General features: G+C 54.3%; 20 protein-coding genes. 12 read left to right on the forward strand and 8 right to left on the reverse strand.

Features of this window, described 5'->3' with window-relative positions:
* Window positions 1-45: 45 nt before the first annotated feature.
* The 3 genes from desA to AACY26_RS14845 all read left to right on the forward strand — a co-directional run bounded on the left by desA (window position 46) and on the right by AACY26_RS14845 (window position 4,068).
* On the forward strand, window positions 46-1,233 hold the full coding sequence (gene desA, locus AACY26_RS14835; protein WP_339515341.1) for a delta-9 fatty acid desaturase DesA: 1,188 nt from the start codon (window positions 46-48) through the stop codon (window positions 1,231-1,233).
* Window positions 1,234-1,355: 122 nt separating this feature from the next.
* Window positions 1,356-2,327 (forward strand): GGDEF domain-containing protein, encoded by a 972-nt coding sequence (locus AACY26_RS14840; protein ID WP_339515343.1) that lies wholly within the window; start codon window positions 1,356-1,358, stop codon window positions 2,325-2,327.
* Window positions 2,328-2,805: 478 nt separating this feature from the next.
* Window positions 2,806-4,068, forward strand: coding sequence for an OprD family porin (locus tag AACY26_RS14845; RefSeq protein ID WP_339515345.1), 1,263 nt, complete (start codon window positions 2,806-2,808; stop codon window positions 4,066-4,068).
* 83 nt (window positions 4,069-4,151) lie between these two features.
* Here the strand turns inward: AACY26_RS14845 and aguA are convergent, their stop codons facing one another.
* The 8 genes from aguA to AACY26_RS14885 form a co-directional block, all read right to left on the reverse strand.
* Complete coding sequence (aguA, locus tag AACY26_RS14850) at window positions 4,152-5,258, reverse strand: agmatine deiminase (protein WP_339515347.1); 1,107 nt, start codon at window positions 5,256-5,258, stop codon at window positions 4,152-4,154.
* A 79-nt stretch (window positions 5,259-5,337) separates the two neighbouring features.
* On the reverse strand, window positions 5,338-6,216 hold the full coding sequence (gene aguB, locus AACY26_RS14855; protein WP_339515349.1) for an N-carbamoylputrescine amidase: 879 nt from the start codon (window positions 6,214-6,216) through the stop codon (window positions 5,338-5,340).
* A 239-nt stretch (window positions 6,217-6,455) separates the two neighbouring features.
* The gene (locus AACY26_RS14860) at window positions 6,456-7,094 is read right to left on the reverse strand and encodes a TetR/AcrR family transcriptional regulator (protein WP_339515351.1); all 639 of its coding nucleotides are present in this window, start codon (window positions 7,092-7,094) and stop codon (window positions 6,456-6,458) included.
* A gap of 52 nt (window positions 7,095-7,146) precedes the next feature.
* Window positions 7,147-7,650 carry a TPM domain-containing protein gene (locus AACY26_RS14865; protein WP_339515353.1) on the reverse strand — a complete coding sequence of 168 codons (504 nt, stop codon included), beginning with the start codon at window positions 7,648-7,650 and terminating at the stop codon, window positions 7,147-7,149.
* Window positions 7,650-8,516, reverse strand: coding sequence for a TPM domain-containing protein (locus AACY26_RS14870; RefSeq protein ID WP_339515355.1), 867 nt, complete (start codon window positions 8,514-8,516; stop codon window positions 7,650-7,652). The genes AACY26_RS14865 and AACY26_RS14870 overlap by 1 nt, the downstream gene beginning before the upstream one ends.
* A gap of 1 nt (window position 8,517) precedes the next feature.
* Complete coding sequence (locus tag AACY26_RS14875; RefSeq protein WP_339515357.1) at window positions 8,518-9,129, reverse strand: LemA family protein; 612 nt, start codon at window positions 9,127-9,129, stop codon at window positions 8,518-8,520.
* A gap of 146 nt (window positions 9,130-9,275) precedes the next feature.
* Complete coding sequence (locus AACY26_RS14880) at window positions 9,276-10,331, reverse strand: polyamine ABC transporter substrate-binding protein (RefSeq protein ID WP_339515360.1); 1,056 nt, start codon at window positions 10,329-10,331, stop codon at window positions 9,276-9,278.
* A gap of 281 nt (window positions 10,332-10,612) precedes the next feature.
* Window positions 10,613-11,992: a glutamine synthetase family protein gene (locus tag AACY26_RS14885; RefSeq protein ID WP_339515362.1), complete on the reverse strand. Its 1,380-nt coding sequence runs from the start codon at window positions 11,990-11,992 to the stop codon at window positions 10,613-10,615.
* A gap of 277 nt (window positions 11,993-12,269) precedes the next feature.
* Between AACY26_RS14885 and AACY26_RS14890 the strand changes: the two genes are divergently transcribed.
* The 9 genes from AACY26_RS14890 to AACY26_RS14930 all read left to right on the forward strand — a co-directional run bounded on the left by AACY26_RS14890 (window position 12,270) and on the right by AACY26_RS14930 (window position 23,243).
* A complete protein-coding gene (locus tag AACY26_RS14890) occupies window positions 12,270-13,022 on the forward strand; it encodes a gamma-glutamyl-gamma-aminobutyrate hydrolase family protein (protein ID WP_339515364.1) in 753 nt (250 codons plus the stop codon).
* Window positions 13,023-13,066: 44 nt separating this feature from the next.
* Complete coding sequence (locus AACY26_RS14895; protein ID WP_339515366.1) at window positions 13,067-14,425, forward strand: glutamine synthetase family protein; 1,359 nt, start codon at window positions 13,067-13,069, stop codon at window positions 14,423-14,425.
* 60 nt (window positions 14,426-14,485) lie between these two features.
* On the forward strand, window positions 14,486-15,859 hold the full coding sequence (locus AACY26_RS14900) for an aspartate aminotransferase family protein (protein WP_339515368.1): 1,374 nt from the start codon (window positions 14,486-14,488) through the stop codon (window positions 15,857-15,859).
* Between the two features lie 162 nt (window positions 15,860-16,021).
* Window positions 16,022-17,116 carry an extracellular solute-binding protein gene (locus AACY26_RS14905; protein WP_339515370.1) on the forward strand — a complete coding sequence of 365 codons (1,095 nt, stop codon included), beginning with the start codon at window positions 16,022-16,024 and terminating at the stop codon, window positions 17,114-17,116.
* Window positions 17,117-17,455: 339 nt separating this feature from the next.
* The gene (locus AACY26_RS14910) at window positions 17,456-18,553 is read left to right on the forward strand and encodes a polyamine ABC transporter substrate-binding protein (RefSeq protein WP_245851564.1); all 1,098 of its coding nucleotides are present in this window, start codon (window positions 17,456-17,458) and stop codon (window positions 18,551-18,553) included.
* A gap of 54 nt (window positions 18,554-18,607) precedes the next feature.
* A complete protein-coding gene (gene potA, locus AACY26_RS14915; RefSeq protein ID WP_339515372.1) occupies window positions 18,608-19,750 on the forward strand; it encodes a polyamine ABC transporter ATP-binding protein in 1,143 nt (380 codons plus the stop codon).
* 26 nt (window positions 19,751-19,776) lie between these two features.
* The gene (locus AACY26_RS14920; RefSeq protein WP_339515683.1) at window positions 19,777-20,658 is read left to right on the forward strand and encodes an ABC transporter permease subunit; all 882 of its coding nucleotides are present in this window, start codon (window positions 19,777-19,779) and stop codon (window positions 20,656-20,658) included.
* Window positions 20,655-21,533: an ABC transporter permease subunit gene (locus tag AACY26_RS14925; protein ID WP_339515374.1), complete on the forward strand. Its 879-nt coding sequence runs from the start codon at window positions 20,655-20,657 to the stop codon at window positions 21,531-21,533. The genes AACY26_RS14920 and AACY26_RS14925 overlap by 4 nt, the downstream gene beginning before the upstream one ends.
* A gap of 390 nt (window positions 21,534-21,923) precedes the next feature.
* Window positions 21,924-23,243 carry a methyl-accepting chemotaxis protein gene (locus AACY26_RS14930; RefSeq protein WP_339515376.1) on the forward strand — a complete coding sequence of 440 codons (1,320 nt, stop codon included), beginning with the start codon at window positions 21,924-21,926 and terminating at the stop codon, window positions 23,241-23,243.
* Window positions 23,244-23,279: the final 36 nt, after the last annotated feature.

A 23,279-nucleotide genomic window follows, 5' to 3' on the forward strand; every position in this document is an offset into this window, starting at 1 on the left:
ATAATGCAGCACGGTGCACTTACCTTCAGAGAGGTTCTCTAACGCATGTGGTACAACGGTATTCTTGACTTGTCGGTCTGGCAACTGATCGCGGTCACTCTGCTGATGACGCATATTACGATCGTCAGCGTAACGGTGTATCTGCACCGTTACTCAGCGCACCGTGCTCTTGAACTGCACCCCGCGCTCAAGCACTTCTTCCGCTTCTGGCTGTGGCTGACCACGGCGCAGAACACCCGTGAGTGGACGGCTATCCACCGCAAGCACCACGCCAAGTGTGAAACCGTAGATGACCCGCATAGCCCGGTAATTAAGGGGTTGAGCACTGTATTGCGCAAGGGCGCCGAGTTGTATGCCGAGGAAGCGGACAACCCGGAAACGCTGCGTATTTACGGTAAGAATTGCCCGGAAGACTGGATCGAGCGGAATCTGTACTCACGTTTCCGCCTGGGCGGCGTGGCGATCATGGCGGTTATCGATTTGGCATTGTTCGGTGCGGCCGGTATTACTGTCTGGGCTGTACAGATGATGTGGATCCCGGTGTGGGCGGCAGGTGTGATCAATGGCCTTGGCCATGCAGTTGGCTACCGTAACTTCGAATGCCGTGATGCTGCGACCAACCTTGTACCCTGGGGGATTCTGATTGGCGGCGAAGAGCTGCATAACAATCACCATACCTATCCAAACTCGGCCAAGCTCTCGGTGCGCAAGTGGGAATTTGACATGGGTTGGGCATGGATCAAGCTATTCAGCTTTTTCGGATTGGCCAAGGTCCAGCGTGTCGCGCCTATTGCGCACCGTGTTGAAGGCAAGCACAGCCTCGATATGGATACCGCGATGGCGATTCTCAACAACCGTTTCCAGATCATGGCGCAGTATCGCAAGCTGGTGATCGCCCCATTGGTCAAGCAAGAACTGGCCAAGGCCGACGCATCGGTGCGCGACCGTTTCCACCGGGCCAAGCGTTTGCTGTCACGTGAGACCAGCCTGCTCAATGATCAGCACCAGCTGCGCATTGACGCGATGCTTGAGCAGAGCCAAGCGCTGAAAGTGATTTATGAAAAGCGCTTGGCGTTGCAGTTGATCTGGGCTAAAACCAGTTCTAACGGCCACGAAATGCTCGAAGCGATCAAGCATTGGGTGCATGACGCCGAAGTCAGTGGTATCCAATCGTTGCGTGACTTTGCGGCGCAGTTGAAAACCTACTCGCTGCGGCCAACTGCCAGCGTTTAACCTGCTCGTTCGTCTAAAAAGCCCGCCAATTGGCGGGCTTTTTGGTTTTATTAGAACTAAGTAACAAGTTTTATCTCTTATCTAGGCCTTTACTAGTACAACCCCGGGCTAGGAATACCTCCATGGATGAGAATAGTCGTCTGCCGACAGAGCTTGAAGAGTTAACGCTGGCCTTGTTGCACAGCCGTTCAGAGGTCACGCGCCTGCGCGAACGTGAGCAACTGATCAGCTCATTATTGGGCAGTATCAACGCCGTGGTCTGGGCGCTTGATTGGAATACGCAAAAAGTCATTTACGTCAGTCCGGCATACGAGGTCGTATTTGGCCGTCCTGCGGCTTCACTGATGGCGGACTATGGTGAGTGGCGCAACTCGATCTACCCCGATGATGTCGAGTACGCCGCCAATAGCCTGGCTAAGGTGCTGCAAACCGGTTCTGTCGAGTCACGCGAATATCGGATCATTCGTGCAGACGGGCAACTGCGCTGGCTTAGCGACAAGTGCTTTATGGGCCGTTTGAGTCATGAGGGTGACGCAAAGGTCGTTGTCGGGATTGCCGAAGACATCACCGAGAAGAAGCAGCTTGAAGGTGAGTTGCAGCGCTTGGCCACCACTGATGTGCTGACGGAGAGCAGTAATCGCCGGCACTTTTTCGAGTGTGCCCAGAAAGAATTCGAGCATGCGCGCAAGTTCGGTACGCCGTTGTCATTCTTGTTGCTTGATATCGATAACTTCAAGCAAATCAATGACCAGTACGGGCACCAGATGGGCGATGAGGTACTGCGCAGGATGGCCGCTTGCGGCGTCTCGGTATTGCGCCGGGGCGATTTGTTCGGGCGCGTTGGTGGTGAAGAGTTCGCTGCGTTATTCCCAGGTTGCGAGACGGCCTTGGCCAAGCAAATTGCCGAACGCCTGCAGCGTGAGATCAAGCAGCTGCGCTTCAATCATGCAGATATCCAGTTTGGCGTCACTGTTAGTCAGGGGCTGACCAGCATCAATAGTGCAGATTTGACCTTGGACAGCTTGTTTGCCCGCGCAGATGAGGCGATGTACAAAGCCAAAAATCAAGGCAAGGATCAGGTCGTCATAGGTTGATTGTCATGCTGGTAATTAACCTGAACCGAGCTGGCGGTATTCCGCCTAACTTTAGGTTGGGCTAGGCGAGAAAGCGCCCATGCTGGTGGCTCCCTGTTGATTTTGCATGAATTAAAACCATATAACTATATGATTTATAAGGTTTTTAATATTTTATTAAATAATTGGCACAAAATCTGTAACGACAGCTTCATAAGTGAGTCCGGCGCCTTTTGCCGGCTGACAATAAAAATGAAGAGACCTGTGCCATGAAGAATTTCTGTCTGTCGCAAAAACTGCTCTGTAGCACACTGATATTCAGGCCCGCAGCCTTAATCCCCTAATTTTTAAGTCCTACCGCTAACGCTTTGCTGGCGCCTATCCGGCTGCCTGCGCGTTGCTGTGTGGACTTGGCAAGGATTCGGCATGCGTGGCGTCTTTATCCCTGAACGGTGTGCGTGTGTTGATGTGTGTCCCTATAACACTGGAGTAAACCATAATGAGAAAAACCTCCTTGGCGCTGGCCGTAACTGCCAGCACTTTGGGCTTGTCCTTGAGCCAAACTGCCCACGCTGAGTTTCTGAAAGACAGCACGGCAACTCTTGAGGCGCGCAACTTCTACTTCAACCGTGATTTCCGCGATTCGGGTGCGCCCCAGTCGAAGTCAGAAGAGTGGGCTCAAGGCTTCATCCTGCGTGCAAACTCGGGTTATACCGACGGCACAGTAGGTTTTGGTGTTGATGCGATTGGCACCTTCGGTTTCAAGTTGGACTCGGGCGACGGCACCGCAGGTAGCGGTTTGCTGGTTCCAGATCGCTCATCTGGCGGTTCGCAGGACACTTCCTCGGGCCTGGCTGTTGCCGGTAAAGCCAAGATCTCCAAGACCGTATTGAAGATCGGCAGCCTGCAGTACAAGAACCAGGCAATCGCGTCGAGCGATGGTCGCCTGTTGCCGCAGGTGTTCAGCGGTGGCCAACTGGTTTCGCAAGAAATCGAAGGCCTGACCCTTGATGCTGCGCATATCCGTGAAGTTAACAACCGTAACTCCAATGACTACGAAGACATCACGGTCACCAGCGGCAAGACCCGTGGTATCGCGGTAACTGGCAGCGGCACGACCGACTCATTTGACTACATCGGCGGTACCTATAAGGTCACCAAAGAGCTGACAGCAGGCTACTACTACTCCAACCTGGAAGACTTCTATAAGCAGAACTCTTTCAACTTGGTGCATGTATGGCCGGTTGCTGAAGGCCAGACCCTGAAGACCGATGTGCGCTATGCACACTCGACTGATGACGGTCGCAGCACTATCGACAACGATGCTTACGGCATCATGACCACTTACAGTGTCAGCGGTCACAGCTTTGGCTTGGGTTATCAGAGCATGACCGGCGACAGCGGCTTTGCCTATGTCGGCAATACTGATCCGTTCCTGGTCAACTATGTTCAGATCAGCGATTTTGCCAACAAGGACGAAAAGTCTTGGCAAGCGCGTTACGACTTTAACTTTGCCTCCATTGGCATCCCGGGCCTGACCTTCATGACTCGCTACCTCAGCGGCGATAATGTTGATCTGGCTACCGCCAACGCTAGCGAAGGCAAAGAGTGGGAGCGCGATACCGAGTTGATGTACGTGTTCCAGGAAGGCGCCTTGAAGAACCTGGGCGTGCGCTGGCGTAATGCAGCGGTGCGCTCGAACTTCGCCAAGGACATCGACGAGAACCGTCTGATCGTGAGCTACACCCTGCCATTGCTGTAAGGGTGAGCAACGTTCTATAGCAACAAAAAAGCCCGGCTCTGGATACAGATGCCGGGCTTTTTTTGCAGCTCTAACTGCCGGGGTTATCGCGTCTGTGGAGCAGGTTGTTGCTGGGTGATGCAGTGGATATTGCCGCCGCCGAGCAAGATTTCACGGCCGGGCACCATCACTACGCGGTGCTCTGGGAACACCCGGCCAAGAATGGCTTTGGCTTCTTCATCTCGCGGATCATCAAAGCTGGGTGCAATGATGCCGCCGTTGACGATCAGGAAGTTCACGTAAGAGCCTGCAAGGCGTGACTCGGGGTGACGATCTTGTGAGCCATCAGCCAAATCCACGCCAGCGCATTCTTCATCAGTTGCGTACATCGGCCCCGGAATTGGCATCTTATGCACAACCAGTTTGCGGCCTTTGGCGTCTAGGGTGTTTTCCAGCACCTGCATGGCTTTCTGGCAGCGAGGGTAATTGGGGTTTTGCTCGTCATCGGTCCAGGCCAGCATGACTTCGCCGGGGCGCACGTAGCAGCAAAAATTATCAACGTGGCCATCGGTTTCATCGTTGTACAAGCCGTCCGGCAACCAGATGACCTTATCAATTGCCAGGTGTTGGCCGAGCAAGGCTTCAGTCTGTTCACGGGTCATGTGCGGGTTACGGTTAGGGTTGAGCAGGCATTCCTCTGTGGTGATCAGGGTGCCTTCGCCATCAACGTGAATCGAGCCGCCTTCAAGGACAAAACCTTCGGTGCGATAACGTGCGCAGCTTTCGATCTGCAGGATCTTGCTGGCCACTTGGTCATCACGGTTCCAGGGGGCATACAAACCGCCGTTGAAACCGCCCCAGGCGTTGAATTGCCAGTCTACGCCGCGTACATCGCCACTGTCGTTGATGACAAATGTCGGGCCGGTATCGCGTACCCAGGCATCATCGCTGCTCATCTCGACCACGCGGATATTGCTGTGATCAAGACGTGCGCAGGCGTTCTCGTATTGCTGGGCCGATACGCAAACCGTTACCGGCTCGAACTCGGCAATTGCCTTGGCCACCGCAGTGAATGCCTGCTGTGCAGGTTTCCCGCCCAAGCGCCAGTTGTCCGGGCGCTGCGGCCAGACCATCCAGGTCTTGCTGTGGGCTTCCCATTCGGCCGGCATACGAAAGCCATCTGCACGAGGGTTGGTGTTTAGGGTTGTCATTACAAGCACCTGCATATAGACGTTAGAAACAGCCGCTGCAGGCTCCCCGGTGGGCGCCCGGCAGCGGTGTGTGATTAATTCAGGACTCGAGTACGCCGTCGAGGGTTTTTAATGGCCCGTACAGGTTAGGGCGACGATCACGGAAAGAGCCCCAGGCGCTGCGTATGTGTTCAAGTTTGTCGAGATCGAAGCTATGAACCAGCACAGCTTCTTCGGTTTCATTCAGTTCTTCAACTTTAGCGCCAAATTGATCGGCAATAAACGATGAACCGTAGAATGTAATCCCTGAGCCGTCTTGCTCTTCACGGCCGATACGATTGCTGGCGACCAGCGGCATCAGGTTGGCACCGGCATGACCTTGTTGTACGCGCTGCCAGTGGTCGCGCGAGTTGATGCTGGGGTCATGCGGCTCGCTGCCAATCGCGGTGGGGTAAAACAGAATCTCGGCGCCAAGCAGGGCCATGCTCCGCGCACATTCGGGGAACCACTGGTCCCAGCAGATGCCCACGCCTATCTTGGCGTAGCGGGTATTCCAGACCTTGAAGCCGGTGTCGCCGGGGTTGAAATAGTACTTCTCGTGATAGCCGGGACCGTCTGGAATGTGGCTTTTGCGGTAGATCCCCAGGTTGCTACCGTCGGCATCGATAATCGCGATGCTGTTAAAGCGCGCCCGACCGGCCAGTTCATAGAAGCTGATTGGCAGCACCACTTGCAGCTCTTTGGCGACTTGCTGGAAGTGTGCAATGGCTGCGTTGGCTTCAACGCTGGTCGCCAGTTGCAGGAAATCCGGGTTGGGTTTTTGGCAAAAGTAGGGCGTTTCGAACAGTTCCTGGATCAGGATGATCTGAGCGCCTTTGGCTGCTGCTTCACGCACCAGTTTTTCAGCAGTTCCGAGATTGGCTGCGCGGTCCCAGGAGCAAGCCATTTGCGTGGCGGCGACGGTAACGGTACGTGACATTGGACACCTCGTAAAAACGTTCGGCGCCCAGCTTCAACCTTCGCATCGAGGTGGCTTGAAGCAGGGCGAGTTGGCCTTGACTGGATGTATTTATAATCGATAAAAATCTACTTTAAAAGCTTATTATTAAGAATATATGTTTTATTTCGGTGTTTTAGTCGATAAATATCGATATTTTTACTGTAAAAAATGCAACGCAACAGGCTGCCACGCGGCAGTCGCAAGGTGCTTGGGGTTGATTACAGAGCTGTTGGGCGCTTAGGTAGGCAGCTGGGCAGATACAGGCCCAAATAGGCATCGAATACGCGCCTGCCCTCTTCGGCAAGCCGCGGGCTGATGTGGCCGTGCAATTGCACTGAGCGTGCATAGACGCGATCACCAAGCTCCATGGCCAGTGCGAACACATCGATATCATCGGGCAGGGTTGGCAGGGCGAAGTGCCGCTCGAACAGCGATTGCATCAACTGGCCCAGCTCGATGTCGTGTTGCCGGTCGGCCTGGGTGATCTCGCTCAAGCCATGTTGCGCGAGAATGAGTTGGCGGGCTGCGGCGTCATCTGCGTAAATCGCCAGCATGCGCTGTTCGACTATGGCTGAAAGGTCGCGCCAGCTGCGAAGTTGTTGATGATCAATCGGCTGCTGCAGGCAGGCGCGAAAGGCCGCATGAACATCTGCTGTAAGGGCTTCAAGCAAAGCCGGGACGCTGGTAAAGAAGTGGTAAACCGATGACGGGGGAATCTGCGCGCGTTCGGCAACGCTGTAGATCGACAGGCCAGCCACCCCTTGTTCGGCAAGCAACTCACGGGCAGCCGCAAGAATCGCAGCGATACGGGCTTGGCTGCTGGCGCGAGGTTTACGGACAGTCGTCGGGCGTGGCATGGTCTGCTCAGGTCAAGGAATCATTAGCGGTTTATTCGCCTGGCCAGGCAGGTTACAGAATAATCGGCTTGTCGGGCAGCTCATTAGGGTTGCCTGTACTCGGCGCTGCAAAATGCTGCGCGAGCAAGCTGTGGGCCTGGGTAATGGCTTCAAGGCTGCCTTGGCGCCACAGGCCCTGGGCAAAGTGTTCGCACATGCGCGAACAGATTGCGTCCCACTGCGCTTGTTCGACGTGGCGCGAAATGCCTCGGTCGGCAACGATTTCAACGCGATGTTCGGCAAGCAGCAGGTAGATCAAGATACCGCTGTTGTGCTCGGTATCCCATACGCCTTGTTCGGCGAAAACCTGCTCGGCACGCGAGCGCGACGTGACGCCGGTCAATACCTCAACCAAGGGCAGGCGCGACTCAATGGCAAAGCGCACCTCGCCAATATGCAGTTTTTCACTGGCGCCTATGGCCTGGCTGATCTCAGCTAGCAAGGGCGCCGGAAAACTGCGGCGAAGCTGAAACCAGCCTGAGAAGAGGTGGATCAATACGCGTTTTATCACTGTCATCACCAGCTACCCGACGAACCGCCGCCCCCGAAACTGCCGCCGCCGCCACTAAAGCCCCCGCCCCTGCCGCCAAAACCACCACCGCCAAAGCCGCCGCTACGCCCTGAGCTGCCGCTTCCCATGCTGATGCCGCCGAACGGCAGTAGCATGATCACAGCGCCAATCAGTGCGCCAATCAGCGCGGCGCCAAGGGTACCGATAATAAAAGCACAGAGAATACCGGTGATAACGCCGCCCAGCCCCATGCGCAGCAATGTCGGGATGCGTCTGGCCATGCCTCGAAAGAACATGGCAATGACCAAGCCAAATACGCCGATATCCAACGGGTTTGAGTTTGAGTTTGAGTTATCGGCATCGAGAGCGGGCGGCGGCAGGGCCTCGCCATCAATCAGCTTGGTCAGTGCATCAACACCGGCACTAATGCCGCCGAAGAAGTCACCTTGTTTGAAGCGTGACTCAATGAACTCGCGTTGGATGCGTGCGGCAGCTGCGTCGGGCACCGCACCTTCAAGGCCGTAACCGACTTCGATACGATCACGCCGATCATCCTTGGCGACCAGCAGCAACAAGCCGTCATCGGTGCCCTTGCGACCAATCTTGTTGGCCTCGGCAACGGCTAATGAGTAGCTCTCGATATCTTGCGGCGCGGTGGTCGATACGATCAGCACCACCATTTGCGCGCCCTTGCGTTTCTCCAGCGCAACCAGTTGCTGGTCGAGTTGCTCGATTTGCTCGGCAGTCAGGGTGCCGGTCTGGTCGGTGACATGGCGCTTGAGCATTGGCACTTCGGCGGCATGGACCAAAACCGGGGCGATAAGCATCAGCGCCAGGAAAAGGCGCTTAATCCAGTGGTGAAATAGCTTCATGTTACTGCGAGGCAGGTGCTGTGCTGTTGCCGAAGTCTACCGTCGGTGCCGTGGAGATTTCCTTCTCGTTTTCGACACTGAAGTTTGGTTTCACCTCATAGCTCAACACCATCGCCGTCAGGTTGTTCGGGAAGGTGCGAATCAGGGTGTTGTATTGCTGCACCGCCTGGACGTAGCGGTTGCGTGCAACTGTCACGCGGTTCTCGGTGCCTTCGAGTTGCGCCTGAAGATTCTGGAACAGGCCATCGGCTTTCAACTCAGGGTAGCGCTCGCTGACCACCATCAAGCGTGACAGGGCGCTGGACAGCTCGCCTTGGGCAGCCTGGAATTGCTGGAGTTTCTGTGGGTCGTTGAGCGAGTCGCTGTTGATCTGCACGCTGCCAACCTTGGCGCGCGCATTGGTCACTTCGACAAAGACTTTTTCTTCGTGCTGGGCATAGCCCTTGACCGTATTGACCAGGTTGGGAACCAGGTCGGCGCGGCGCTGGTATTGGTTGACGACCTCGGACCATGCGGCCTTGACGGATTCATCCTGGCGCTGCATGTCGTTGTAGCCGCAGCCTGTAAGGATGCTCGCAAGCAGGATGACCAAGAGTAGATGTGCTGTTTTCATGAGTGCTCCAGTTCATTCCATTGCGCAGGACAGTAGCTGTCAACAATAGGTCAGTCGGCGCGGTTGCGTCAATTGATCGGCGCAGCGAACTGAAATGCAGCCCTGCCGAGTAACCATAGCCGTTGCCCGGCAGCTTGCAATTGCAGCTATTGCGAGGTGAACTCTTGCCACACCTCGTCGCGCACGGCTTTTTGCTCTTCAGAAAGGGTTTTGAGCGTGTACAGGCGGCGTTTAATGTCGATATTCGGATACAGATCAGGCATCGCTTGCAAAGAGGCATCGAGGAACTGTTTGGAGTCGCTGTTGGCGTTCGGGTAGAGGGTTTCAGTGGTGATTTCGGCAGCGACTTCAGGTTGCATCAGGTAGTTGATGAAGCGGTGTGCCAAGTCGGCGCGACGTGCTGTGCTTGGAATAACCAGGTTGTCGATAAACAGCACCGAGCCTTCCGCCGGTACGATAAAGTTGATTGGCTGGCCAGCCTGCTTGGCGGCCAGCGCATCACCTACCCAGGCCATGGCCATGCACAACTTGCCGTTGTTGAGGTCCTCGATGTAGCGCTCGCTGTCGACGTAGCGCAGGTTGGGGCGAATGTTTTTCAGTATCTCGCCTGCGCGGCGAATGCGGCTCGGGGCACTGCGCGAGAAATCGCGGCCTTGATAGTTCAGGACCAAGGATAGCGCCTCGTCCGATGCATCCAGGACGCTGATGCCGCAACTGCTAAGGCGAGCACTGTTTTGCGGGTCGAACAGGACGCTCCAGCTATCCGGTAACGGGCCGCCGTAGGCAGCCTCTGCCTGGGGCGTATTGATTGCCAAGCCAACCGAGCCCCACAGGTAAGGGACTGCATAGCGATTGTCGGGATCGACAGCTGCAAGCTTGCTCAGCAGTTGTTTGTCGAGGTGCGTGCGATTGGGCAGCAGGCTCATGTCCAAGGGCAGGATGGCCTTGGCTTTGATCAATTCGGGGATGGTGTCGTTGGACGGCACGGCAACATCGATGGATTCGCCGCTGGCCATGACTTTGCTCAGCTCTTCCGCTGTGCTGAAGGTATGGTATTCGACCTTGATGCCGGTTTCTGCCTCGAAGTCCTTGAGCACTTGCGGTGCTATGTAGTCGTTCCAGTTGTAGACGCGAATCATCTCTTCGGCATTGACAGTCAAGGGCGTCAATACAAGTAGAAGTAGAGCGTACAAACGAGGCATAGATCTGTTCCTGTAAACATTATCAACCGCACCAGTAGCGACGGCTGGAAAGTGGGTACTTGGCAGGTCGGACGAAAACTACTACGCAATGTATCGCTGTGTTGAGACGCCACTCACAGCGTTTAACTGAACATACTTTAGTTTGGTATTCACCGTTGAGGCCTGTAGGCCGGTTAGCAACAACTAAGTGTTCGGTCAAAACGGCCAGTGGTGAGCCTTCACGTCTTAATGCGTGACTCAAAAAGACGCCGGCTCAAGGCCGGCGTCTGGTGTTACCTGAGCTATACGGTGTGGAGATACCAGTTGTACTCCAGGTCTGAAATCGAATGCTCGAATTCAGCCAGCTCACTTTCTTTACAGGCGACGAAGATGTCGATGTATTCAGGGCTGATGTACTTGGCCATGATTTCGCTGTCGTCCAACTCGCGCAGGGCATCGCGCAGGTTGTTCGGCAGGCTCTGTTCCAACTGCTCGTAGGAGTTGCCTTCAATCGGCTCTCCCGGATCAATCTTGTTGGTCAGACCATGGTGAATACCGGCCAGAATCGAGGCCATCATCAGGTATGGGTTGGCGTCAGCACCGGCAACGCGTTGCTCAATCCGCACAGAGTCTGGGCTACCCGTTGGTACACGGACTGCAACTGTACGGTTATCAAGCCCCCAGCTCGGCGCGTTTGGCACGTAGAACTGTGCGCCAAAACGACGGTACGAGTTGACGTTAGGGCAGAGGAACGCCATCGATGCTGGCATGGTTTCCAGGATGCCGCCAATCGAGTGACGCAACGCATCATTTTCCAGCGGATCTTCCGAGGTAAAGATGTTTTGCCCAGTCTTCTTGTCGAGCAGGGAAATATGCACATGCAGACCATTGCCGGCCTGACCTGGATAGGGCTTGGCCATGAAGGTCGAGTCCATTTCGTGGTCGTAGGCAATGTTCTTGATCAGGCGCTTGAGCAACAAGGCATAGTCGCAGGCCTTGATCGCGTCTTTGGTGTGATGCAGGTTGACTTCGAACTGCGCCGGGGCACTTTCCTTGACGATGGCGTCAGCAGGCAAGTCTTGCTCTTTTGCAGCTTCGAGCATGTCTTGCAGGCAATCAACGTATTCGTCGAGGTCATCGATCAGGTAAACCTGAGTCGAGTGTGGGCGTTTACCGGAAATAGGTGAGCGTGGTGGCTGTGGACGGCCGTTCACGTTCTCCTGGTCGATCAGGTAAAACTCCAATTCGAAAGCGGCGCAGATGGTTAGGCCTAGTTCGTCGAACTTCTGTACTACCTGACGCAACACTTCTCGTGGATCGGCAAAGAATGGCTTGCCATCGAGTTCGTGCATGGTCATCAACAGTTGCGCGGTTGGGCGCTTCTGCCATGGCTCATTGCACAGCGTGTCGGGAATCGGGAAGCAGATACGATCCGCATCACCAATATCCAGGCCCAGGCCGGTACTTTCTACCGTTGAGCCATTGATATCGAGTGCGAATAAAGAAGCGGGAAGGTTAATACCTTTCTCGTACACTTTATGAAGACTGGCGCGTTCGATGCGTTTACCACGCACCACGCCATTCATATCTGCAATAAGAAGGTCGACGAACTGGACCTCAGGATGTTCCTTAAGGAACGCGTTCGCTTCATTAAGCTGAACGGCACGCGGGGGTACCGACATGATGCAACACCTTTCTTGTTAAAAATATCAATCATGCGAATGCACAGGTGTGAGTCAATCTTAAACACCTGGCGCTGTCAAGAGAGGCGTATTTTGCCCCAAAACAGGGCTGTGCGGCCAATTTTAGGGCGTTTCGAGGGATTTCAGGGGCTCTTGAGCCCTTTGGCTGTGCGGTGCTCAGTGGGGTGTGTTCAATTTTTTACATGGCTATTGTGAAAAAAAATGAACAAGGCTAAGCTCGGTTCAAACCCACTAACAGCAATAAAACGGGTGTCCCATGTCAGGCCTGCCGATAATCGGCGTTACCTCTGATACAAAACAGATTGGCCCTCATCCTTACCACGTTACCGGCGACAAATACGTTCGCGCAGTGGTTCTGGGTGCTGCTGGTTTGCCAGTGATTATTCCATCACTTGGCGAACTGCTGGATCAGCCTACCCTGCTCAATAATCTGCACGGTTTGCTGTTCACCGGCTCGCCATCCAATGTTGAACCGCATCATTACGGTGGCCCGGCCAGCGAGCCCGGCACTCTGCATGATTCTGCGCGTGACAGCACCACTTTGCCCCTGTTGAAGGCTGCTATCGCGGCGGGGCTTCCTGTACTTGGTGTGTGTCGCGGCTTTCAGGAAATGAACGTGGTCTTCGGCGGCACTTTGCACCAGAAGGTGCACGAAGTCGAAGGCTTCATGGATCATCGCGAGCCGCAAGATGAGCCGCTTGAGGTGCAATATGCGCCTCGTCATGCGCTGCATGTGCAGCCTGGTGGCATTCTCGCTGGCATCGGCTTGCCAGCGCAGATTGAAGTCAACTCCATTCATGGTCAGGGCGTTCAGCGTCTGGCGCCGGGCCTTCGAGTTGAAGCGCTGGCGCCTGACGGATTGATCGAAGCTTTTTCTGTCGAAGGTGCTAAAAGCTTTGCTTTGGGGGTGCAATGGCACCCCGAATGGCAGGTACGATCTAATCCGAATTATCTCGCCATCTTCCAGGCCTTTGGTGAGGCTTGCAGGAAGAGGGCGGGGCAACGCTGAGGTCGACTCAATTAATAGTCGGCTCAACCAACCCTGAGGTCTCTATGAGTACCAAAATAGACCAGCTATCCAGCTGGCTGAAAGAACGCAAAATCACCGAAGTTGAGTGTCTGGTCAGCGATCTTACCGGCATTGCCCGTGGCAAGATTTCGCCAACCAGCAAGTTCATCGCGGAAAAAGGCATGCGCCTCCCCGAGAGTGTGCTGCTGCAAACCGTGACGGGCGACTATGTCGAGGACGACATCTATTACGACCTGCTTGATCCGGCGGACATCGACATGGTCTGCCGTCCTGATGAGAGTGCTGTATTCCTTGTGCCTTGGGCGATTGAGCCGACTGCCCAGGTGATCCATGACACCTATGACAAGCAAGGCAATCCGATTGAGTTGTCACCGCGCAACATTCTCAAGAAAGTGCTCAAGCTTTACTCCGACAAAGGCTGGCAGCCGATCATGGCGCCAGAAATGGAGTTTTACCTGACCAAACGCAACGCCGACCCTGACTTCCCGCTGGAAGCCCCGCTGGGCCGTTCGGGCCGTCCGGAAACCGGTCGCCAGTCGTTCTCCATTGATGCGGCGAACGAATTCGACCCGCTGTTTGAAGACATGTATGACTGGTGCGAGATTCAGGGCCTGGACCTGGATACCCTGATCCACGAGGAAGGCCCGGCGCAGATGGAAATCAACTTCCGTCATGGTGAGCCGCTGCATCTGGCCGACCAGGTCTTGGTGTTCAAGCGCACCATGCGTGAAGCTGCGCTCAAGCACGATGTAACGGCGACCTTTATGGCCAAGCCGATTACCGACCAGCCAGGCAGCGCGATGCACGTGCACCAAAGCATTATCGACAAGAACACCGGCAAAAATATCTTCTCTAATGAAGATGGCACTATGAGTGAGTTGTTCTTGCACCACATCGGTGGTTTGCAGAAGTTGATTCCTGAGTTGTTGCCGCTGTTCGCGCCGAACGTCAACTCCTTCCGCCGCTTCCTGCCGGACACCTCGGCTCCGGTAAACGTTGAGTGGGGTGAAGAGAATCGCACCGTTGGCTTACGTGTGCCTGATGCTTCTCCAGAGAACCGCCGGGTTGAAAACCGTTTGGCCGGTGCCGATGCCAACCCTTATTTGGCGCTGGCTGCCAGCCTGTTGTGCGGTTATATCGGTATGGTCGAGGGGATCGAGCCAAGTGCGCCGGTTGAAGGGCGTGGCTATGAGCGTCGCAACCTACGTCTGCCCCTGACGTTGGAAGCAGCGCTGGAACGGATGGAGAACTGCAAGGTGGCCGAGGAGTACCTGGGTCGCAAGTTTGTCAGCGGCTATGTTGCGGTCAAGCGTGCCGAGCATGAAAACTATAAGCGGGTGATCAGCTCTTGGGAGCGTGAATTCCTGTTGCTGTCCGTGTAATTGAACGCGCGCCGGACAAAACCTGTCCGGCGCGCGCTACATGCATTTTTAGAGGTGGATATGACTAACCAGGCGACTAACCCAAAAACCCGTGAATGGCAGGCGATGAGCCGCGAGCATCATCTCGCGCCGTTCAGCGACTTCAAGCAATTGGCGGAAGTGGGGCCGCGCATCATCACCAACGCAGAAGGTGTTTATCTGTGGGACAGCGAAGGTAATAAAATCCTCGATGCCATGGCGGGCCTGTGGTGTGTAGCCGTGGGCTATGGTCGTAAAGAGTTGGCCGAAGCTGCTTATAAACAGATGCAGCAATTGCCTTACTACAACATGTTCTTCATGACTGCGACGCCACCAGCGCTCGAGCTGGCCAAGGCGATTGCAGAGCTGGCTCCGGAAGGCATGAACCATGTGTTCTTCACCGGTTCAGGCTCCGAAGGCAATGACACCATGCTGCGTATGGTCCGCCATTACTGGGCGATCAAGGGCAAGCCAAACAAGAAGGTCATCATCAGCCGCCTCAATGGTTACCACGGTTCAACCGTGGCCGGTGCGAGCTTGGGTGGCATGACTTATATGCACGAGCAGGGCGACCTGCCAATTCCAGGTATCGTGCATATCGCGCAGCCGTACTGGTTCGCCGAGGGCGGTGACATGACGCCGGACGAATTCGGTATTTGGGCGGCCGAGCAACTGGAAAAGAAAATTCTCGAAGTCGGGGCCGACAATGTCGGTGCCTTTATTGCCGAGCCTATCCAGGGCGCTGGCGGTGTGATCATTCCGCCAGATACGTACTGGCCGAAAGTACGTGAGATCCTCGCCAAATACGAAATCCTGTTTGTTGCTGACGAAGTGATTTGTGGCTTTGGTCGCACGGGCGAATGGTTCGGCAGTGACCTGTACGGCAATGCGCCAGACATGATGACCATCGCCAAGGGCCTGACCTCCGGCTACATCCCCATGGGCGGTTTGATTGTCCGTGATGAAATCGTTGAGGTGCTCAATCAGGGCGGTGATTTCAACCATGGTTTCACCTATTCCGGTCACCCTGTTGCGGCAGCGGTAGGCCTGGAAAACCTGCGTATCTTGCGCGAAGAAAAAATTGTTGAACGGGTCAAGGAAGAAACGGCACCGTATTTGCAGAAACGTTTACGTGAGCTGGCTGACCATCCGTTGGTGGGTGAGGTTCGCGGTGTTGGCATGCTCGGCGCCATTGAACTGGTGAAGAACAAGGCCACTCGTGAGCGTTATCCGAGTGATAAAGGTGTTGGCATGATTTGCCGTACACACTGTTTCAGCAATGGTTTGATCATGCGTGCCGTAGGCGACACCATGATTATTTCACCACCGCTGGTTATCAGTAAGGCCGAGATCGATGAGCTGGTAACCAAGGCCCGTCAATGTCTCGATCTGACGGCTGCCGAGGTACTGGGCTAAAGCATTGCGATAATTAAACTCGCAGCTGTAATCAGTTGAGTGTTTAAAAATGTCGATGAAGTTGCCAGACTGCGCCAGTGCGTTGGCCAGGCTCGCCGGAAGGTGGTGCAAACAGGCTGCGCCACCTTCTGGAATACTTATAAAACAACAGGAGCTTTACGCATGAAATTTTTCGGCAAAACCCTTCTCGCGTTGTCCCTGACGGCTGCTGTAGTGGGAGCAGCACAAGCTGAGGATAAGGTTCTACACGTTTACAACTGGTCCGATTACATCGCTGAAGACACGCTGGAAAACTTCCAGAAAGAAACCGGTATTAAAGTGGTTTACGACGTTTTCGACAGCAACGAAACACTGGAAGCCAAGCTGCTTGCCGGTACTTCGGGCTATGACGTCGTGGTGCCGTCCAACCAGTTTCTGGCCAAACAGATCAAGGCTGGCGTTTTCCAGAAGCTGGACAAGTCCAAGCTACCAAACTGGAAAAACCTCAACCCTGACTTGATGAAGTCGCTCGAAGCCGCAGATCCAGGCAATCAGTACGCATTCCCGTACCTGTGGGGCACCACGGGCATCGGCTACAACCCGGAAAAAGTCAAAGCAGCGTTGGGTACTGACAAGATTGATTCCTGGGACATCATTTTCAAGCCAGAGAACATGGACAAGCTGAAGTCTTGCGGCGTTTCCATGCTCGACGCACCTGAGGAAGTGTACGCTGCCGCGCTGCACTACCTGGGCCTGAATCCGATTGCACAAAGTGTAGAGGACGTGAAAAAGGCTGAAGAGCTGCTGCTCAAAGTCCGCCCAGACATCACCTACTTCCACTCATCGAAGTACATCTCCGACCTGGCTAACGGCAACATCTGCGTGGCACTGGGTTGGTCCGGCGATGTCTTCCAGGCAGAGGCTCGTGCTGAAGAGGCCAAGAATGGCGTGCCAGTCAGCTATGTCATTCCTAAAGAAGGTGCCGCGGCATTCTTCGACATGATGGCTATCCCGGCTGATGCGAAAAACGCTGAGGAGGCCTATACCTTCCTTAACTACATCCTCAAGCCAGAGGTTATTGCACCTATTTCTGACTATGTGGCCTACCCGAACGGTAACGCTGCGGCGACGCCACTGGTGTCGGAAGAAATCCGCAACAACCCAGGCATCTACCCAACCGAGGAAGCCTCGAAGAAGTTGTACACCTTCTCTGAGCTGTCGCCGAAGGTGCAGCGTGCAATGACCCGTAGCTGGACCAAGGTCAAGTCGGGCCGCTAGGCGTTGTTGATTTAAGACTGTAGTCCTGCATCAGGCGGAACTCTCCGCCTGATGCAGAAGTTGTAATCCACTGGTGGTATCAGAAATGGATACAGTTTTCCGAGCATTGACTGTGCCCGGTCAACTGGAAAAGGAAGCTTGCATGTATTGTTCAATTCTTCTGTTCGCCGCAAAGCGCGTTCAGTTTGAGGTCTCGCGATTGATGATTTGGTCGCCAGAGAGCGCGGTAAAAACCGTGTTGTTCAGCCTGACAAGCAAAAGACCACTGAACAGAAGCGATCTTATCCGATACAGTGCCGGCCTTTTTTTGGCCGCTCCATAAAATAAGAGGACATACGTGTGCGATTCTCAATAAGCAAAACTCTAACAGCCAGCTTACTAGCACTCGGCGTAGCGGCCGCAGCCCAAGCCGCTGAGTCGACCGTACACATTTACAACTGGAGTGATTATATCGGCGAGAACACCTTGGCCGATTTCCAGAAAGCCACTGGTATCAAACCGGTGTACGACGTATTCGACTCCAACGAAACCCTTGAAGGCAAGCTGCTGTCAGGCAACACCGGTTATGACATCGTGGTGCCGTCCAACAACTTCCTGGGCAAACAAATTCGTGCTGGCGCGTTCCAGAAGCTGGATCGCAGCCAACTGACTAACTGGAAGAATCTAGACCCGCGCTTGATGAAGCAGTTAGAGACCAATGATCCGGGCAACATGTATGCCGTGCCGTACCTGTGGGGTACCAACGGCATCGGCTATAACGTCGAGAAAGTCAAAGAAGTACTGGGCGTTGACCACATTGATTCGTGGGCGGTGCTGTTTGAGCCAGAGAACATGAAGAAGCTCACCACCTGTGGTGTGTCGTTCCTTGATTCCGCCGATGAAATGATCCCGGCGGTGCTCAACTACATGGGCCTCGATCCAAACAGCAAGAACCCGGATGACTACAAGAAAGCCGAAGAGAAGCTTCTTGCAGTGCGGCCATACGTGACCTACTTCCACTCATCAAAATTCATCAGTGACTTGGCTAACGGCAATATCTGCGTGGCTGCGGGTTTCTCCGGTGACGTACTGCAAGCAGCAGACCGTGCTGAAGAAGCAGGCAAGGGCATTGATATCGCTTATGCGATTCCCAAGGAAGGTGGCAACCTGTGGTTCGACATGATGGCAATCCCTGCGGATTCGAAGAATGTCAAACAAGCCCACGCCTTTATCAATTACTTGCTGCAACCAGAAGTCATTGCCGGGGTAAGTGATTACGTGGGTTACGCCAACCCTAACCTCAAGTCCGCCAAGTTCATGGACCAGGAAGTTAGCACCAACCCATCGGTTTACCCCCCTCAAGAAGTACTGGATCGCTTGTACATCCAGCAAGAAATGCCTCGTAAGATCCAGCGTCTGATGACACGCAGCTGGACGAAGATCAAGTCGGGACAATAATTTTAAGCAGCCCGCCGCCAAGGTGGCGGGCGCGATTTCGCGGGAGTTTTGGTAATGGCAGTTGCTTCTAGTACCTATAAACGGGTTCTTGAGGGCGATCAGCAACCGAAAGAGGTGCTGGTTAAAATCGAGCGTGTAACCAAGAAGTTTGATGAAACGGTTGCCGTTGATGACGTCTCTCTGACTATCAATAAAGGCGAGATCTTTGCCTTGCTGGGCGGCTCTGGCTCGGGTAAATCAACCCTGCTGCGCATGCTTGCCGGTTTTGAACGACCGACCGAGGGGCGCATCTTCCTCGACGGTGAAGACATTACCGACATGCCGCCCTACGAGCGCCCGATCAACATGATGTTTCAGTCTTATGCACTGTTCCCGCATATGACAGTGGCTGAAAACATCGCCTTCGGCCTCAAGCAAGACAAAATGCCAAAGGCTGACATCGAGGCGCGTGTTGCCGAGATGCTCAAGCTGGTGCACATGACCCAGTATGCCAAGCGCAAGCCGCATCAATTGTCCGGTGGTCAGCGCCAGCGTGTTGCACTGGCTCGCTCGCTTGCAAAAAGCCCGAAGTTGCTGCTGCTTGATGAGCCGATGGGCGCACTGGATAAAAAGCTGCGCTCGGAGATGCAGCTGGAACTGGTCGAGATTATCGAGCGCGTAGGCGTGACCTGCGTAATGGTAACGCACGATCAGGAAGAGGCCATGACCATGGCCCAACGCATCGCAATCATGCACTTGGGTTGGATTGCTCAGATCGGCAGCCCGATTGATATCTATGAAACCCCGACCAGCCGTCTGGTTTGTGAATTCATTGGTAACGTCAACCTGTTCGAAGGCCAGGTGGTGGAGGATCATGAGGCCCATGCCCTGATCGACAGCCCAGACCTTGAGCGCAATATATTTGTCGGTCACGGCGTCAGTACTTCGGTCCAGGACAAGAGCATTACCTACGCGATTCGTCCTGAAAAACTGCTGGTGACCACGGAGCAGCCATCGTTCGAATACAACTGGTCACGCGGTACTGTCCACGATATCGCCTACCTTGGTGGCCATTCGGTTTTCCACGTCCAATTACCAAGTGGCAAGATCGTCCAGTCCTTCGTTGCCAACGCTGAGCGTCGCGGCGCACGGCCAACCTGGGACGACCAGGTCTTCGTCTGGTGGGAGGACGATAGCGGGGTGGCATTGCGCTCATGAACATATCCCGAAGCATCAGTCGCCGGATGCCCAAGGGCCGGCATGTCGTAATCGGCATTCCGTTCATTTGGCTCTTTCTGTTCTTCCTGCTGCCTTTCATCATCGTGATGAAAATCAGCTTTGCCGAAGCAGATGTCGCGATTCCGCCTTATACCGAGATCTACACCTGGGCTGAAGGCCAGTTGTCGATCATTCTCAACCTGGGTAACTACATCTTCCTGACTGAAGATGAACTGTACTTGGCGGCCTATCTGGGCTCGCTGAAGATGGCCTTTATCAGTACGCTGATCTGCCTGTTTATTGGCTATCCGATGGCTTATGCCATTGCTCGCGCCAACAAGGAAATGCAGACGGTCTACTTGTTGTTGGTGATGATGCCGACCTGGACTGCGATCCTGATTCGGGTTTATGCCTGGATGGGGATTCTCAGCAACAACGGCATTCTCAACAGTTTCCTCATGTCGATCGGGGTGATCAGTGAGCCGCTGCAAATACTCAATACCAACTTTGCGGTGTACATCGGTATTGTTTATTCGTACTTGCCATTTATGATCCTGCCGCTGTTCGCCAACCTGGTAAAACACGACCATAGCCTGCTCGAAGCTGCCTCGGACCTCGGTTCAAGCACCTTCAACAGCTTCTGGAAAATTACCGTGCCCTTGTCCAAGAACGGCATCATTGCGGGCTGCATGCTGGTGTTTATTCCGGCGGTAGGCGAGTTCGTCATTCCAGAGCTGCTGGGCGGCCCGGAAACGCTGATGATCGGTAAAGTGCTCTGGCAAGAATTCTTCAACAACCGCGACTGGCCGGTAGCCTCGGCGTTGGCTGTGGTGATGTTGGCGTTGCTGATCGTGCCAATCATTCTGTTCAACCGTAACCAGGCAAAAGAAATGGAGGGCAGGGCATGAATAAGCGCTTTAGTTTCTCCAACATCATGCTGTGGGTCGGCTTCTTGTTCATCTACCTGCCGATGGTGATCCTGGTTATCTACTCGTTCAACAGTTCGCGCCTGGTGACCGTTTGGGGTGGCTGGTCGGTGAAGTGGTATGTCGGGTTGCTCGACAACACGCAATTGATCAACGCGGTACTGCGCTCGCTGGAAATCGCCTTCTACACCGCGATTTCTGCGGTGATACTGGGAACCATGGCGGCCTTTGTGCTGACTCGCGTCACACGCTTCAAGGGCCGCACCATGTTCGGTGGGTTGGTCACCGCACCCTTGGTCATGCCGGAGGTGATTACCGGTCTGTCGCTGTTGCTGCTGTTTGTGGCCATGGCTCAGTTGCTCGGTTGGCCGTCAGAGCGTGGCATTGCCACCATCTGGATTGCCCACACCACCTTCTGTACTGCCTATGTAGCGGTGGTTGTGTCATCGCGCTTGCGTGAGCTGGACTTGTCGATCGAAGAGGCGGCCATGGACCTTGGTGCACGACCCTTGAAGGTGTTCTGCTTGATCACCATTCCGATGATCGCGCCATCATTGGCCGCTGGCGCCATGATGTCCTTCGCGCTGTCGCTGGATGACTTGGTACTGGCCAGTTTCGTTTCCGGGCCAGGCTCAACCACCTTGCCGATGGAAGTGTTCTCGGCCGTGCGCCTAGGGGTCAAGCCTGAGATCAATGCCATTGCCAGTTTGATTCTGTTGTCGGTATCGCTGGTAACCTTCATGGCTTGGGCACTGACTCGACGTGCGGAAAACGCGCGTAAGAAAGCGGTTCAACAAGCAATTGATGAAGGCGCAAAAGCGACTTGGAAGCAAGCACCAAGCAGTGCTGAAAGCTGATTGATAATTGCTGGATTTAAACGGGCCTAATTGGCCCGTTTTTTATGCCTGCATATAAAGATCTGCTGTTGGGTGTCGATTAATAAATAGGTGCCTCCTCAGTAGTTGAGTGGATTAATACTATTGTACTGCTGACGAAAGTTAATTCAGGACGCATAGTTAAATAGTGGGTAATGGCTAAACAATAGCACTTGGCTGGAGCCACGGTTATACAGGCTGTATAGGTTTTGTTGCTGTTCGTACGCCTGTTTTTTTCGCGTTAAATTCTGTTTTGATAGGGCGGTTAAGGGATTAACTCAAACGTGTTAATTCAAAAGTAGTGTGCACGCAGTCATGCAGTAACAGGGGCAGTAACTTGTAATTTAATGCGGGGCCGGTGAGGGGCTTTTCATGTTTAATTCAATGCGTAAAACAGATCGACTCGAACAAGAGCGCGCCACCTGTGCTTTAGCTGAGGTCAACGCCAAGTTGGCCGCCATCAGCCGTTCCATGGTGATGATTGAATTTCTCCCTGACGGCATCATTCTCGATGCCAATCAGAACTTCTGTAAGGCCATGGGTTATAGCGCAGAAGAAGTTCGTGGCAAACACCACCGCATTTTCTGTGAGGAGTCTTATTACCGCAGTGATGCCTATACCAAGTTATGGGCTGATTTGGCCCGGGGCGAGGCGATCAGCGATACCTTTATGCGCCTGGACAAGTCGGGCCGTGAACTTTGGCTCGAAGCCAGCTACATGCCAGTTAAGAATGCCGACAATCAAGTCGTGAGTGTGATCAAGATTGCTTCCGATGTAACCCAGCAGATCCACCGAGAACGTGAAGGCAAGAGCATGATCAATGCCTTGAGCCGTTCGATGGCGGTGATTGAGTTCTCGCCGGATGGACACATCCTCAATGCCAATGAAAACTTCCTGAAAACCACCCACTACAGCCTCGACCAGGTCAAAGGCCAGCATCACCGGATTTTCTGTGACCGCAGTGAAAGCGAGTCGATCGAGTACAAGAATTTTTGGGCCTCGCTGAATCGGGGGGAGTTCCATTCCGGACGCTTTCAACGAGTCGACAGCCGGGGGCAACGAATCTATCTAGAGGCTTCCTACAATCCGCTCTTTGATGCGAATAATCGCCTCTACAAAGTGGTTAAGTTCGCCAGCGATATCACCGAGCAAGTGATTGGCCAGCAAAGTGCTGCTGAGGCTGCCCATGCCACCTCCCTGCAAACCGATACCTGTGCGCAGAAAGGCTCTTCGGTGATTCAGCAAACGGTCAAGGTAATTGAGGACATCTCCAAGGACCTGAATGACGCAGCCAAGAGTATCGATGCGGTTAACAAGCAGTCCGAGTTGATCGGCAATATTGTGCAGACCATTCGCGGCATTGCCGACCAAACCAACTTGCTTGCCCTCAACGCTGCGATCGAGGCCGCACGAGCGGGTGAGCATGGTCGTGGTTTTGCAGTCGTCGCCGATGAAGTCAGAAGCCTTGCTGCCCGTACCAGCAAGGCCACCCTTGAGATTGTCGAGGTTGTGCGCCAGAACCATGAACTCTCGTTGAGTGCGGTCGAAAGCATGCGATCGAGTCTCGGCAGGACCGGACAAGGTGTTGAGTTGGCCAATGAGGCCGGTGAGGCGATTGTCGAAATTCAGCAAGGTTCACGGCATGTGGTGGATGCCATCAGCCATTTCAGTAACTCATTACGCCTGCAATAAGAGCACAGCAAAAGATCACTGCATCCATGCGATGGA

Source organism: Pseudomonas sp. RL_15y_Pfl2_60 (assembly GCF_963970595.1).
GTDB lineage: Bacteria > Pseudomonadota > Gammaproteobacteria > Pseudomonadales > Pseudomonadaceae > Aquipseudomonas.